Source organism: Edaphobacter sp. HDX4 (assembly GCF_036877565.1).
Taxonomy (GTDB): Bacteria; Acidobacteriota; Terriglobia; order Terriglobales; family Acidobacteriaceae; genus Edaphobacter.
Genome location: NZ_JAEDXW010000003.1, coordinates 104251 through 118875 on the forward strand (window position 1 = coordinate 104251; position 14625 = coordinate 118875).

General features: G+C 56.8%; 9 protein-coding genes. 5 read left to right on the forward strand and 4 right to left on the reverse strand.

Annotation, left to right across the window (positions count from 1 at the left end; genetic code table 11):
* Positions 1–133: 133 nt before the first annotated feature.
* Complete coding sequence (locus JAO29_RS04650) at positions 134–553, reverse strand: hypothetical protein (RefSeq protein WP_334267017.1); 420 nt, start codon at positions 551–553, stop codon at positions 134–136.
* Between JAO29_RS04650 and JAO29_RS04655 the strand changes: the two genes are divergently transcribed.
* From JAO29_RS04655 to glgP, 5 genes are all read left to right on the forward strand, one after another.
* Entirely contained in the window at positions 548–1624 is a 1077-nt protein-coding gene (locus tag JAO29_RS04655) for a hypothetical protein (RefSeq protein WP_334267018.1), read from the forward strand. The two genes, JAO29_RS04650 and JAO29_RS04655, sit on opposite strands and share 6 nt — an antisense overlap.
* 174 nt (positions 1625–1798) lie before the next feature.
* Complete coding sequence (locus tag JAO29_RS04660; protein WP_334267019.1) at positions 1799–2716, forward strand: alpha/beta hydrolase; 918 nt, start codon at positions 1799–1801, stop codon at positions 2714–2716.
* Positions 2717–2736: 20 nt separating this feature from the next.
* Entirely contained in the window at positions 2737–3033 is a 297-nt protein-coding gene (locus JAO29_RS04665) for a hypothetical protein (protein WP_334267020.1), read from the forward strand.
* Positions 3034–3048: 15 nt separating this feature from the next.
* Positions 3049–4419, forward strand: a complete 1371-nt coding sequence (locus tag JAO29_RS04670; protein ID WP_334267021.1) for a pyridoxal phosphate-dependent decarboxylase family protein — start codon at positions 3049–3051, stop codon at positions 4417–4419.
* Positions 4420–4667: 248 nt separating this feature from the next.
* The gene (gene glgP / locus JAO29_RS04675) at positions 4668–6467 is read left to right on the forward strand and encodes an alpha-glucan family phosphorylase (protein ID WP_334267022.1); all 1800 of its coding nucleotides are present in this window, start codon (positions 4668–4670) and stop codon (positions 6465–6467) included.
* A 75-nt stretch (positions 6468–6542) separates the two neighbouring features.
* Here the strand turns inward: glgP and JAO29_RS04680 are convergent, their stop codons facing one another.
* Genes JAO29_RS04680 through JAO29_RS04690 form a run of 3 tightly spaced genes read right to left on the reverse strand, consistent with a single transcriptional unit; the run spans position 6543 to position 14541 of the window.
* Positions 6543–9836 (reverse strand): efflux RND transporter permease subunit, encoded by a 3294-nt coding sequence (locus tag JAO29_RS04680; protein WP_334267208.1) that lies wholly within the window; start codon positions 9834–9836, stop codon positions 6543–6545.
* Between the two features lie 56 nt (positions 9837–9892).
* Positions 9893–13078 (reverse strand): multidrug efflux RND transporter permease subunit, encoded by a 3186-nt coding sequence (locus JAO29_RS04685; protein WP_334267023.1) that lies wholly within the window; start codon positions 13076–13078, stop codon positions 9893–9895.
* Positions 13075–14541 (reverse strand): efflux RND transporter periplasmic adaptor subunit, encoded by a 1467-nt coding sequence (locus tag JAO29_RS04690; RefSeq protein WP_334267024.1) that lies wholly within the window; start codon positions 14539–14541, stop codon positions 13075–13077. The genes JAO29_RS04685 and JAO29_RS04690 overlap by 4 nt, the downstream gene beginning before the upstream one ends.
* Positions 14542–14625 lie beyond the last annotated feature (84 nt).

Genomic DNA, 14625 nt, shown 5'->3' on the forward strand with positions numbered 1-14625 from the left:
GTGCCTGTTTTCTGCAGGCTACGCGTCGGCTTTTTCCTCCGGTTCTGGCGAGGATCGAGCGCTAAACTCGGCCATCCGGGCTGAGCAGCATGCGATCCATGCATTCAACGCAGTATCGGGCAATCCCCTCGAGTTACAAGCCTTTTTGCGGGAGATGCCAAAGGGGGCCGATCTGCACATGCACCTCTCTGGCGCGATATATGCCGAAAGCTTCATCCGAGATGCGGTTGACGACCATCTTTGCTACAGTCCCGCGAGCCGGAGCCTCTTCAAACCATCTACGACGGTGCACAATCTTCCAGCACAAGTAGTTTGCGGAGAAGGGAATCGTAATGCCGGAGATGCTTTCAAAGATCCGGCGCTCTACGACCAAATGATTGATGATTTCTCGATGCGCAGCTTCGTACCAAGCTCTGGTGTCAGCGGCCACGACCATTTTTTCGCAACATTCGCCAGGTTTTCTGCCCTGGGACATCGCCACATAGGCGAGTGGCTCGACGAGGTCGCCAGCCGCGCCGCGTCTCAGAATGAGCAGTATCTGGAAATCATGCACACCCCTGATTTTTTGGCAGCAGCAAAGCTAGGCTACTCCATACCTTGGCCTTCCACGTCGGCCGACAGTAATGCCAAAACCGGAGATGCAGCCGGAACGAATCGTGCAGATCTCGCCAGGCTTCGTGATCAACTCTTGGCCGGTGGCCTGCGTAACATGGTGGCGACGAATCGAAAAGAGCTCTCCGATGCTCTTGAAGCTCGCCGCGAAATCGAGGGCTGCGGGACATCGCCTGCGTCCAAGGCATGCGCCGTGCAAATCCGTTTCATCTACCAAATACTGCGCGGGTTTCCGCCCCAACAGGTCTTCGCCCAGACACTGCTAGGTTTCGAAACTCTTCAAGCTGAGCTCGACACAGGTCATCCCGTGGCGGTTGGTATCAATTTTGTGATGCCGGAAGACGGATATCTCTCAATGTCCGAATACCACCGTCAGATGCTGATGCTCGACTATCTCCACAGCGTCTATCCCCACGTCCACATATCCCTTCATGCTGGCGAGCTTGCTCCTGGTCTCGTCACTCCCGATGGACTGCGTTTCCACATCCGTGAAGCTGTAGAGCTTGGTCACGCGGAGCGTATCGGGCATGGCGTTGATGTCATGTATGAAGACCATCCCAAGTCGTTACTTAAAGAGATGGCTAATCGGCACATCATGACCGAGATCAATCTCACCTCCAACGACGTCATTCTCGGCGTCCAGAAACAGTGGCATCCGCTCCCCATATATCGTGCCGCCAAAGTTCCGCTCGCACTCTCAACCGACGACGAGGGCGTCTCACGCATCGACATTACCCACGAATACGCTCGCGCTGTACTCGACTTTCATCTTGGGTATCTTGATCTCAAGCGCATGGCTCGCACCTCACTTGAGCATAGCTTCCTTCCTGGCGAGAGCCTATGGTCGCAGCCTGATAACTTTACTGGCGTTAACCGAGCCTGCTCCGGGCTGCCGTTCGGTGCTGAGAAACTAACCCCTAAATGCACCGCCTTCCTGCATGCCAACGAAAGGGCAGCCCAGCAGTGGCAGCTCGAACGGCGGTATCAGATCTTTGAATCGAGCTTGCCATAGTTTGGAACGCTCGCTCGCCCGGTGGATGATATCGAATTCTGCATCCCCACCGGGCTTTACACGTCTCAAACGATCCATCTCGTCGCGAATGTTATCGAACTCGGCGACTCTCCTCCTCGTTTACCTCCAACTCATCCCAGGTCCCTTGGCAACCACATCTCGACACGAGAGGGCATGTACTATAGTGCCGTGCGAATCCACCTCTTTATTGCCCTCCTTCTCGTCACTTCAGTTGGTGTAGCGCAGCAGGTCACATTGCCTCTCTGGCCCAACGGTGCGCCAGAGCCGTACCACGGCGCGCCTGAGGCCGATATCACCAAATCGACTGACCGGCTGATTGGGGGCAAACCTCTTGCGCACCTGACCAATGTCGGCAATCCTACCCTCGCCTTCTATCCCGCGCCCACAGCTGGCAACACTGGGGCTGCCGTCGTCGTCTTTCCCGGCGGTGGCTACCGCATTCTTGCGTACGACCTCGAAGGAACTGAGGTCTGCACGTGGCTCAATTCCATTGGGGTCAACTGCGCACTGGTCAAATACCGCGTTCCCCTCGAGAAGCATTTTCCCGAGGACACTTCTGACCTTGAGGATGCTCAACAGGCGATGCGTATTACCCGCTCTCACGCACAGCAATGGCATCTCGATTCCCATCGCATCGGTGTGTTGGGTTTCTCCGCAGGCGGCCACCTGGTAGTGGTCCTCGGCAATCATCCGAACTTCAAGCGCTCCGGAGAACCTGCTGCCGAATCCGCGGTGAGTGCACGGCCCGACTTTGTTATCGGCATCTATCCGGCCTACCTTGTGGAATCCCCTGCTTTAACGCATCTTTCGCAGGGAATCGATCCTGGCGAGGATACCCCGCCGACGTTCCTTCTTCAGGCCGAAGACGATCCGGTGCACGAGGAAAATGTTTTGGTCTACTTCCAGGCGCTCAAGCTGCTAAAGGTTCCCGCCGAGCTTCACGTCTATGCTGAAGGCGGACATGGCTACGGTCTGCGACCATCGCCGCTCCCAATATCACATTGGCCTACACTGGTGGAGACGTGGCTACACACCATTCACATTCTGGGATCTGCGGATAAGAACCCGTAGCCCATCGGTCGGATATTCTCATGAAGAAAACCTTCACGACTTTCGCTCAGTTTGTGCTCTTTCTGGCAGTCTTCGCATTTGGTAGCTTCCTGCATCCTTTCAATCTGCATTGGGCGACTGCGTCAGTCACGTCAGGAAGCTCACGATACTTCATCCCTGACGGACTTCTGCTGGCGATAGGAGTCTTCCTCGCCATCATCATCGTCCAGGCTGTGCGTAAACGCATGTGCAATACCACTTGGACGATTGTGGCTTTCCTCGTTGCTGTCTCCGTTGGCTATGCTCTTCGATTTGGCTTCATCACCCAGAGCTTTTAGTGGTTCAATCAGAGTATGGCGACTGATTCTGCGACAGAGGAACTCTTTAGCTTTCTCAGCGAAGCACAGCGTCAACTGGATGCCGGCTTCTCCAATCTTCCGCCGGCTCCTGCGGTTGAGCTCGATGCCCATGCTGGCGAGATCCTCAAGCAAGTTGCCACGCGGTTACACGACAACTACCCCTATGCGCATCCGCTCTACGCCGGCCAGATGCTAAAACCGCCGCATCCCATAGCACGGATGGCGTACGCGTTGACGATGTCCGTCAATCCTAACAATCATGCCCTTGATGGAGGGCGCGCCAGCTCGACCATGGAACTTGAGGCTGTGGCGGAACTGGCGAGGATGTTCGGCTTTCCTCGCTACCTCGGCCACCTCTCCTCCAGTGGGACTTTTGCGAATCTCGAAGCGTTGTGGGTGTCAGGCCAGACTCTGCCTGGGCGAGGAATCGCGGCGTCGGATCAGGCACATTACACGCATACCCGCATCAGCGGCGTCCTCAATCTGCCATTTGTGGAGATTCCTTCTGACACCTCCGGGCGAATGGATATGATCGCCCTCGAGCACGCGCTGCAGACTAACGAGATCGGAACCGTAGTCGCAACCCTGGGAACGACTGCCGTTGGTGCCGTCGACCCACTTCCCCAGATACTTGAGTTGCAGAAGAGGTATCGTTTCCGAATCCATGTTGACTCCGCTTATGGCGGCTACTTCATCCTCGCCAATAATCTCGCTGACGATGCACGCGCTGCCTTCGATCTCATTCCTCGCGCGGACTCCATCGTGGTCGATCCCCACAAACACGGCCTGCAACCATATGGTTGTGGTGCCGTGCTGTTTCGCGATCCGACCATCGGCCACTTCTACAAGCACGACTCTCCCTTCACCTATTTCTCATCGACAGAGCTTCACCTCGGTGAAATCTCGTTGGAGTGTTCGCGGGCCGGTGCCTCTGCGGTCGCTCTTTGGGCAACCCAGCGCCTGCTTCCATACTCGCGTGATGGGCAGTTCGGCAAAAATCTCAGTATGGGTCGGGAAGCCGCGCTGGAGTTCAATCGGCGCATCGTCGCAGATCGGCGTTTGCTTGCGCCCAACATGCCTCCTCAACTCGATATTGTCTTCTATGCCATCCGGAGCCCTGAGGGTACCCCGCAAAGCTCTTCAGATCTTGCCAGGCGAGTATTTGATCTTGCCGCACAGCGCAATCTCCACCTCGCATTGGCCACGGTACCGCTTCGTTTCTTTCCGCCCGATAGCTTTCCCGGTCACACCAGTGGCTACGTTACGTGTCTCCGCTCTGTCATGATGAAACCCGAACACTTGTCTTGGATGGATCAGATCTGGCAGCGCTTGGACGAAGCCGTCACCGAGGCCGTGAAGCTGTGAGAAAGTACGATGCTGTCGAAAGGTTGTATCGGAGACGTCAGAATGTGGTCACGAGGCGACAAAAGGGTCAGAAAAGTCAATACCTCATGCGATCCAGCGATTATGACCAGTCTTGCATATTAGATTGAGGCTCGGTTTGATAAACTTCAGGCAGGCCCGCATATCTCCACGCTTACCAGCGTGTCTTGCGGTTGTGAACGGAGAGATCAGACTAACCGGTATTACGCCTCCGGATTATGAGGACCACTATGCAGACCAGTACCTTCTTATCTTCTCCCTCCGCTGATTTCGATCTTTCAAATCGGACCATTGCGTACTTCTCGATGGAGATTGCCCTCTCGCCGCAGGTTCCCACCTACAGTGGCGGTCTTGGTATGCTCGCGGGTGACACCCTGCGTTCGGCAGCCGATACATCTGCTCCCATGGTGGCAGTATCTCTGGTCTATCGTCGGGGTTATTTCCGGCAGCAGCTCTCCGATGTGGGCCAGCAGACCGAAGCGGATGTTCCCTGGGCGCCCGAGCAATTGCCTACAGCGGGTCCGACCGTCACTCTCAACCTGCAGGATCGCCAGGTCCAGCTCCGAGCATGGCGATACGACGTTATCGGAACCACGGGACACATCGTTCCTGTCTTTCTTCTTGACAGCGATCTGGAAGGGAATGATCCGTGGGATCGCAAGCTGACCGACCATCTTTACGGAGGCGATACCTACTACCGCCTCTGCCAGGAGGCGATTCTCGGACTTGGCGGGATCGCGCTCTTGCAGGCTCTCGATGTCAGGCCCGAGGTCTATCACATGAACGAAGGGCACGCCTCCCTTCTGACCATCGGCCTTCTTGAAACCTGTCTGCAGGGCCGTCCCTTGAGCGAGGCGACAGATACCGATCGCGAAAGCGTTCGGAAGCTGTGCGTCTTCACCACTCACACTCCCGTTCCTGCTGGGCACGACCAGTTCGGCTTGGACCAGATGAATCAGGTGCTCGGCCACGATCGTGGAGCCGCCATCGAAGCCGCCGGAGGGTTACACAACGGGCTGCTGAACATGACATACCTTGCGCTGTGTCTCTCCCGCTACGTCAACGGGGTAGCCATGCAGCACGGCAAGGTTTCTCAGTACATGTTCCCAGAGTACAAGGTTAACTCGATCACCAACGGAGTTCATGCCGCCACCTGGATGTCCCCTTCCTTCCAGGAATTGTTCGACACTGAGATCCCCGATTGGCGGACAGACAATCGCTACTTCCGTTCTGCCTATGGAATCGATCCCGCTCGCATCTCTGCTTCACACGTCAAGAGTAAACAGAGATTGTTCGCATGGCTTGCTCGCCGGACGGGCCACTACTTCAATCCTTCTGTTCTAACGCTCGGCTTCGCACGTCGCGTGGCGACCTACAAGCGCGCAGGTCTTCTACTCCATGATCCTGAGCGTCTGTGTTCGCTTGCAGAGAAGATTGGGGGACTCCAGATCCTCTACTCAGGCAAGGCACACCCGGCGGATAATGCTGCCAAAGCGCTCATTCGCGATGTCTTCTCTGCTGCCGTAAAACTCAATTCGGAGTTCCTTAAAATCTACTACGTCGAGAACTATGACTGGGAGCTGGGAGCTCTGCTTACCCAGGGAGTCGACGTGTGGGTTAACACACCTCGTCGCCCGTATGAAGCTTCAGGCACATCCGGCATGAAGGCCGCACTCAACGGTGTGCCTTCGCTCTCCATACTGGATGGCTGGTGGATTGAAGGGTGCGCGGAGAATACCACGGGCTGGGCAATCGAAAACGGCGAGACGGAAGAGGCGGAAGCCAACAGCCTCTACAACAAGCTTGAGAAAGTTGTCGCCCCACTCTGGGCCAATCCAAACGCCTGGGCTCGTCTGCAACAGCACTGCATCGCGATGAACGGAACATTCTTCAACACCCAGCGCATGCTGAGCCAGTACTTCGCGAATGCCTACTTCCCCGCGGGACCGAGCATCTCCCAACTCTATGGATCCTCAGAGTTGAAGGAAAGCTACAGCACCACTGAAGATTCACTCACTCCTGCACGATAAGCAGTCATCAGAACGAAGGAAGCTCCCGTCACATCGGCGGGAGCTTCGCTGTTTCTTGACTCTAAAATAAATCGATCAGTCACCAGCCACTGGCTGGGCATGCTCAACCGATCTATTCTTGCCAGCTCCGGCCAGCTTCTTCGCACGCATTCGCAGCCGATCGAAGAAGAGATAGACAACCGGTGTGGTGAACAGTGTCAGGCACTGCGAAACGATCAGTCCACCCACGATCGTGATGCCGAGCGGCCTCCGCAGTTCGCTTCCGGTACCCTGGCCGAGTGCGAGCGGTAGTCCACCGAGGAGCGCCGCCATCGTAGTCATCATGATGGGACGGAAGCGGCGCAGGCATGCCTGGCGTATAGCTTCGACCGGCGTCCTTCCTTCCAGCCGTTCCGCTGCCAGAGCGAAATCGATCATCATGATGGCATTCTTTTTCACGATGCCGATCAGCAGGAGGATGCCGATCATCGCAATCACGCTAAGCTCCACTTTGAAGAGCAGCAGCGCCACGATTGCTCCGACGCCGGCGGAGGGAAGCGTCGAAAGAATGGTGAGTGGGTGAATGAAGCTCTCATAAAGCATGCCGAGAACGATATAGACAGCGATGAGAGCCAGGAGAATGAGCACCGGCTCGCTCGAAAGCGATGCTTGGAACGCCTGCGCCGTGCCTTGGAACCCTCCGTGAATGGTCGAGGGCATTCCGATGTTGACACGCGCTTGTTCGATCGCCTCCGTCGCCTGGCTGAGCGAGACTCCCGGAGTCAGGTTGAAGCTCAGTGTCGTTGCAGGAGACTGCGACTGATGATTTACCGTCAGCGGAATTCGTTGTGACTCTACATGGGTCACAGCAGAGAGTGGGACCATCGCGCCCGTTGTGCTCTTTACGTAGATGTTCTTAAGGGCGTCCGGATTCCGTTGATACTGCGGCGCAACTTCCATCACGACGTGATACTGGTTGAGAGGACGGTATGTGGTGGAGACCTGCCTCTGCCCGAAGGCATCCGATAGGGTCGCATCAATCGCTAGCGCAGAGACACCGAGCCGCGAGGCCGTATCCCGATCGATCACGATCTGCGCCTTTAATCCATTGCTCTGCTGGTCGGTAGCGACGTCCTTGATCTCTGGGATCTTCTGCATGGCCGCCATAAGTTTCGGCGCCCATTCATCTAGCTCGTTCAGATTGTCTGCGGTCAACGAATACTGATACTGCGTGGCGGAGCTTCTTCCGCCGATTCTCAGGTCTTGGAATGCCTGCAGATAAAGCACGGCTCCAGGAATGCCCGCCGTCTTCGGCCGCAGACGGTTAATGATCACGTCCGCCGTATCCCCTCGCTTGAGGCGCTCATCATCCGGTTTCAGTGAGACGAACATGTTGCCCATGTTGCTGCCACCGCCGCCGGGACCACCGCCCCCCACAAACGACATCACATTTTCAACGCCAGGATCAGCTTGGACAATCTTTGCCAGTTGCTCTACCTTCGGCTTCATCGCATCGAACGAGATATCCTGCTGTCCGATAATAGAGCCGCCGATACGGCCTGCATCCTGCTGGGGAAAGAATCCCTTGGGCACCAGGATGAATAGGTAGATATTCAACACGAAAGTCAGAATCGTGACTGTGAGCACAATGCCTTGGTGCTCCAGAACCCAGTTCAGTCCGCGCTCATACTCACGTGTCATCCAGGCTAGTCCCTGTTCCCCCCAACGATAGAAGCGGCCATGTTTGCGTCGCTCATGTGGAACCAGGAACTTTGCGCTCAGCATCGGCGTGGTGGTCAGCGATACGACCAGAGAGACGAGAATGGCCGTCGACAGCGTCACGGCAAACTCGCGGAAGAGGCGGCCAACGATGCCTCCCATCAGCAGGATGGGAATGAAGACAGCGATCAGAGACGTGCTCATGGACACGACCGTAAAGCCGATCTCTCTGGAGCCGTCCATGGCTGCCTGGAACGGCGACTTTCCCATCTCCAGGTGCCGTGAGATGTTCTCGATCACGACGATGGCATCGTCAACCACAAAGCCGGTTGAGATGGTCAAAGCCATCAGGCTCAGGTTGTCGAGGGTATAACCCAGCAGATACATGACGCCGCATGTACCAAGAAGGCTCAGCGGTACAGAGACGCTCGGGATCAGTGTCGCCGGAACTTCGCGGAGGAAGATAAAAACAACAAGGATAACCAGCAAAACCGAAAGGATCAGGGTTTGTGTTACATCCTTGATCGAAGAACGAATCGTAAGCGTTCTGTCCAGTGCTACGTGCAGCTGGATTGCGGGAGGAATCGCCGCCTGGAGAGTAGGCAGCAGTTGCAGTACGTTATCCACCGTCTCGATGACGTTGGCGGTTGAGGTCTTGAAGACGATGACCAGAATGGCTGGCTTTCCGTTGAAGTAGCCTCCGGTATAGATGTTCTCGACACTGTCGATAACCTGCGCTACATCTTGAATCCGGACGATCCCATGGCCCGCCGCTGCCGGACTACTGCTCGAAGTTGCCGTCGTCCCCGTCGCTCCGGAAGAGCTCGATGCCGAGTTCTCTCCGACGGCACTTTGCAGGGATGCCGGCAGTCCACTGGCCGCCGCCGCCGAGCTTACTGGTCCCCGATCGGTTGCAATGATGAGTGGTGCATACGCTGCGGCACCGAACAATTGATCTGTTGTGCTGATCCCCCATCGGCGCGTGTCATTCTGCAAATATCCCTTTGGCTGGTTGACATTCACTGTCCCGAGCGCCGCTCGAAGAGCCTCAAGACCAATCCCTGTGTTGAACAGCAATGTCGGATTGGCCTCAATCCGCACCGCAGGCTTCGCACTGCCACCGCAGAAAGTCTGTCCAACACCCTCCACCTGTGCGATCTTCTGCGCGAGGATGCTGTCGCAGGCATCGTAAATCTGGGGAACGGAAAGCGTATCTGAAGTCAGTGCCAGGATCAGGATCGGAGAGTCTGACGGATTGATCTTGCGGTACGACGGATTCTGCGGCAGATTCGATGGCAACTGGCTACGCGCCGCGTTGATGGCAGCCTGCACGTCCCGGGCGGCTCCATTGATGTCGCGGCTCAAATCGAATTGCAGGACGATCGACCCGTTGCCCAGTCCGGAGTTGGAGGTCATCTCGTTGACGCCCGCGATCCGGGCAAACTGCCGTTCAAGCGGTGTAACGATGGCCGACGCGACGGTCTCCGGGTCTGCTCCTGGAAGCCCTGCACCTACAGAGATCGTTGGAAACTCGACCTGCGGCAGGCTCGACACCGGCAGCATCTTGTAGGCTACGATTCCCGCCAGGATGATCGCGATCGAGAGCAGCGTTGTCGCGATAGGTCGCTTAATGAAGGGTGCGGAAAAATGAAACCCTGCAGTCTTCGGCATCTTTGCCGCGTCCCTACGGGCTTTCTCGCGCTCTCGATCTTCGATTCGCTTTTCCATCAGTCCGCACTCACTGCATGCTCATGCTCGCGAAACTCTGCGTCAGCCTCGGCTGTATGCAGGTACTTCCGTCCAATCCGGTCGAAGAACAGGTAGACGACCGGCGTAGTAAATAATGTCAGAATCTGTGACACGATCAAGCCGCCGACGATCGCAATGCCAAGCGGCCGTCGAAGCTCACTGCCCGTTCCGGTGCCCATTGCCAGGGGAACACCGCCCAGCAGTGCAGCCATCGTCGTCATCATGATGGGGCGGAACCGCAGCAGGCATGCCTGATAGATCGCGTCTTCAGGCTCCATGTTGTGCTCGCGCTCCGCCTCCAGGGCGAAGTCGATCATCATGATTGCGTTCTTCTTCACGATGCCGATCAGCAGGATGATGCCGATCAATGCGATCACGCTCAGGTTCACATGGAAGAGCAGGAGCGCAAGGATCGCTCCCACACCTGCGGAGGGGAGCGTCGAAAGAATTGTGATCGGGTGGATATAACTCTCGTACAGCACACCGAGCACGATATACACGACGATAAGCGCCGCCAGAATCAGCAGCGGCTCGTTCGAGAGGGAAGCTACGAAGGCTCGAGCAGTTCCCTGGAACTCTGCGTTCACGCTTCGGGGCAGGTTCAACTCGTCCTTCGCCTTGTTGACAGCCGCGACGGCATCGCCGATCGATTTGCCGGGAGCAAGGTTGAAGGAAATGGTTACCACGGGGAACTGGCCCTGATGATTGATCGCCAGGGTTGTACGGCGTTCTTCGAAGTGAGTAAATGTCGACAGCGGAACCTGCGTACCATTCGAGCTCTTGACATAGATGTTGTCGAGCGCGCGCGGGTTCAGTTGATACTTCGGTGCCACCTCCAGTACCACATGGTACTGGTTCAACTGGGTAAACATGGTCGACACCTGGCGCTGACCGAAGGCATCGTCGAGTGTGTCGTCTATGTTTTGAGGCGTAATGCCCAGCCGCGAAGCGGTGTCGCGGTCGATCACCAGATGCGCTTCCAGCCCATCGAGCTGCTGGTCACTGGCAACATCCGTGAGCTCCGGAACCTGCTTAAGCTTCTCCACCATCCGCTGGGTAGCGGTGGCCAGCTCCTCTGCGTTCGCATCCTCCAGCGTGTACTGGTACTGCGTGCGGCTCACGCGATCTTCAACTGTAAGGTCCTGCAGTGGTTGCAGGAAGCATTGAATTCCTTCAACCTGCGAGAGCCGGGGTCCCAGCCGACGAATAACATCGCTCGCGCTCGTCGTCCGCTCCTCGCGGTCACGTAAGTTGATTTGGATTCTGCCACTGTTCAGTGTCGAGTTCGTCCCGTCGATGCCGATAAAGGAGGAGACGCTTTCGACATCGGGATCCTGAAGAATCACTCGCGCAAGCTGTTGCTGGCGTGTGCTCATCGCCTGGAAGCTGATTGTTTGAGGTGCTTCGGTGATAGCCAGCAGGACGCCGGTGTCCTGTACCGGAAAGAAGCCCTTAGGGACAATGATGTAGAGGTAGATGGTCAGAAGGAAAGTTGCGAGCGTCACCAGCAGCGTCAGTGTCTGGTGACGAAGGACCCAGCGCACCCCGACTGCATACTTCGCAATGATGTACTCAAAAAACTGTTCACTCTTGTGGTAGAAGGCGCTCTGCTGACTGGCCGGTTTGTGGCGTAGCAGCTTCGCGCACATCATCGGTGTAAGTGTCAGCGAGACGACGGCAGAGACCAGAATGGTAACGGACAGGGTGACTGCAAACTCTCGGAATAGCCGACCCACGATGTCGCCCATGAAGAGCAGCGGAATCAGAACGGCAATCAGCGAAATAGTCAGCGACAGAATCGTAAAGCCGATCTGCTCCGATCCTTTTAGCGCCGCCTCCAGAGGTCCGTCTCCTTCCTCCAGGTAGCGTGAGATGTTCTCAATCATGACGATGGCATCGTCGACCACGAAACCCGTAGAAATCGTTAGAGCCATCAGACTGAGGTTGTTAAGGCTGTACCCCAGCAGATACATCACACCGAAGGTGCCGATAATCGAAAGCGGAACCGCAATCGAAGGAATGACTGTTGCGGCAATGGACCGCAGAAAGAGAAAGATCACCATCACGACCAGCGCGATGGTCAGCATCAGTTCAAACTGAACGTCCTTAACGGAAGCCCGGATCGTGTTCGTTCGATCCGTCAGAACCTCGAGGTTTACGCTGGCCGGCAACGTCGTCCGCAATTGCGGGAGAAGCTTCTGAACCTCATCGACCACACCAATGATGTTCGCGCCGGGCTGCCGCTGAATGTTGACGATAACTGCAGGCTTCAGCTCGACATCCCGCGCCTCAACCTCTTTGCCGTTTGCATCTTTACCCGCAGGACGAGCAGCCGTTCCCATCCACGCGGCCTGGTAAAGGTTCTCCGCGCTATCGACAGCATTGGCCACGTCCGACAGGCGCACCGGCGAGCCGTTACGGTACGCGATAATAACCTTCGCGTAATCCTGGCTGGACAGTAGCTGGTCGTTGGCCCCGATCGTGTAGGCCTGGTGTGTCCCGTTGAGATTTCCCTTGGCCTGATCGACGTTAGATGTACCCAGAGCACTTCGCAGGTCTTCAAGGCTCAGTCCGTAGTTGGCCATCGCCATCGGGTTTGCCTGGATCCGAACGGCAGGCTTCTGTCCTCCATTGATAGAGACAAGGCCCACACCCGTCAACTGTGAGATCTTCTGGGCCAGAACCGTGTCTGCCAGATCCTCAACCTTCACCAGCGGCAGCGAGTCGCTCGTGAGCGCCAGCGTAAGGATAGGAGCGTCGGCAGGGTTCACCTTGCTGTAGACCGGAGGATTGGGAAGGTCCTTTGGCAGATAGCTATAACCAGCATTGATCGCAGCCTGAACATCCTGCTGCGCAATGTCGATCGACTCCGACAGGTCAAACTGGAGCGTGATCACGCTGCCACCGCCCGAGCTGGTCGAAGTCATCTGCGTCAGCCCAGGTATCTGGCCGAACTGCCGTTCCAGAGGTGCCGTGACCGAAGACGCCATCACCTCCGGGCTTGCGCCCGGATAAAAGGTCATGACCTGGATCGTGGGATAGTCAACCTGAGGAAGTGCTGACACCGGAAGCTGGAGGTAGGCGACCCAGCCGGCAAGCAAAATGGCCACCATCAAAAGCGAGGTGGCCACCGGCCGCAGAATAAATGGCCGTGAAGGGCTCATGGCTGCTGGCCTCCTGTGCGTGCGTGACTGCCTTGAGGCTGATCAGAACTCTCTGACTTGTCCGAAGTCTCCGCAACGCCCGTATCGGCTCGGTTCGGGTTCACCGCCCGGGGACCATTCGGATTGGCGGCCTGCCGTGGAATCACGCGGCTTCCGTTTCGCAGCTTCTCCTGTCCGTCAACCACAACCGGATCGCCGGGCTTCACGCCACTCGAGAGAATGACCTGCGAGCCTTCCGTCAGGTCCACCTTCACCGTCTGTGCAATAACATAGGCGTGGGGTTGATTCTGTGCGGGGCCGGCTCCCTTTCCACTGCCAGCCTTACCTTGCCTCTGGCTGTTGTTCGAGGGGTTTTCGGCCTGCAGCTCCGCCGGGGGATCGCCGGGCTTTACCAGATATACATAATTCCCTTGCGATCCGCTCAGCAGGGCAGCCGTTGGAATCACGATTGCATTTGGTCGCTGCTGCAACACCAGCCGAACGTTCACGAACTGGTTGGGAAAGAGGGCTCCATCCTTATTTTCGAAGACGGCCTTAACCTTCACGGTTCCCGTCGTCGTATCGATCTGGTTGTCCACCGTGAGCACGGTTCCTGTAGCCAGGTGGGTTGCGCCTGACCGGTCGTACGCCTCGACGGTCAGCTTCCTGCCCTTGCGGGTCAGGTCCAGAACCTCGGGAAGATGATCTTCAGGAAGCGTAAAGATCACCGAGATCGGCTGCAACTGAGTGACAACCAGCAAGCCGTTCGTATCCGAAGCGTGAACGATATTACCGGGATCGACCTGGCGCAAACCGACGACTCCATTAATGGGAGAAGTGATCTTCGTGTAGTTCAGGTTGACCTTCGCCGCCTGAATCGCCGCCTGGTCTGCCTGGATAGCGCCGCCGGACTGGCCGGCCAGCGCCTGCTGGGCCTGCGCATTTTCCCGGGACACGACGCCGGCCTCTAACAGGGAGTTGTAACGAGTCGCCTGTGCCTGGTCATTGGCATGCTGCGCCTGATCGCGAGCAAGCTGACCCTGCGCCTGTGCCAGTGCCGCCTGGTAGGGAGCCGGATCGATCTCCGCCAGCAACTCTCCCTGCCGCACTTTCTGCCCCTCCCGAACGTTTACACGGAGCAGTTGACCATCCACACGCGACTTGATCGTCACCGTGTTATAGGCTGTGACCGTTCCCAGTGCCGTCAGATAAATAGGCATCGTCTTCTGCTGCACATGCACCGTCTGGACAGGGGTCGGACGGTCAGACATGCCAGACATTCTCTGTCCTTCTGTCATCTGTTCCGAAGTATTCTTGCGAATCTTCCAGACGGCAGCCCCCACGACCAGGGCGATCACCAGGAAGATGATCCACTTACGGAAGCCTGATCCCTCCGGCTTTTCTGGTTCCGGTAAACTGGGAACTGGTTTGGCCGCCGGCAGGGCAGGCTGGATCTCGTGTTCGCTGATCGGGGCTGATGACATTGGCGCGCTCACCGTGCTCTCAGAAATTGCCTATTGTTAGAGTGTGAAGAAAAATTGGAAACAGGACTCTGAAGGTCTTCTGCA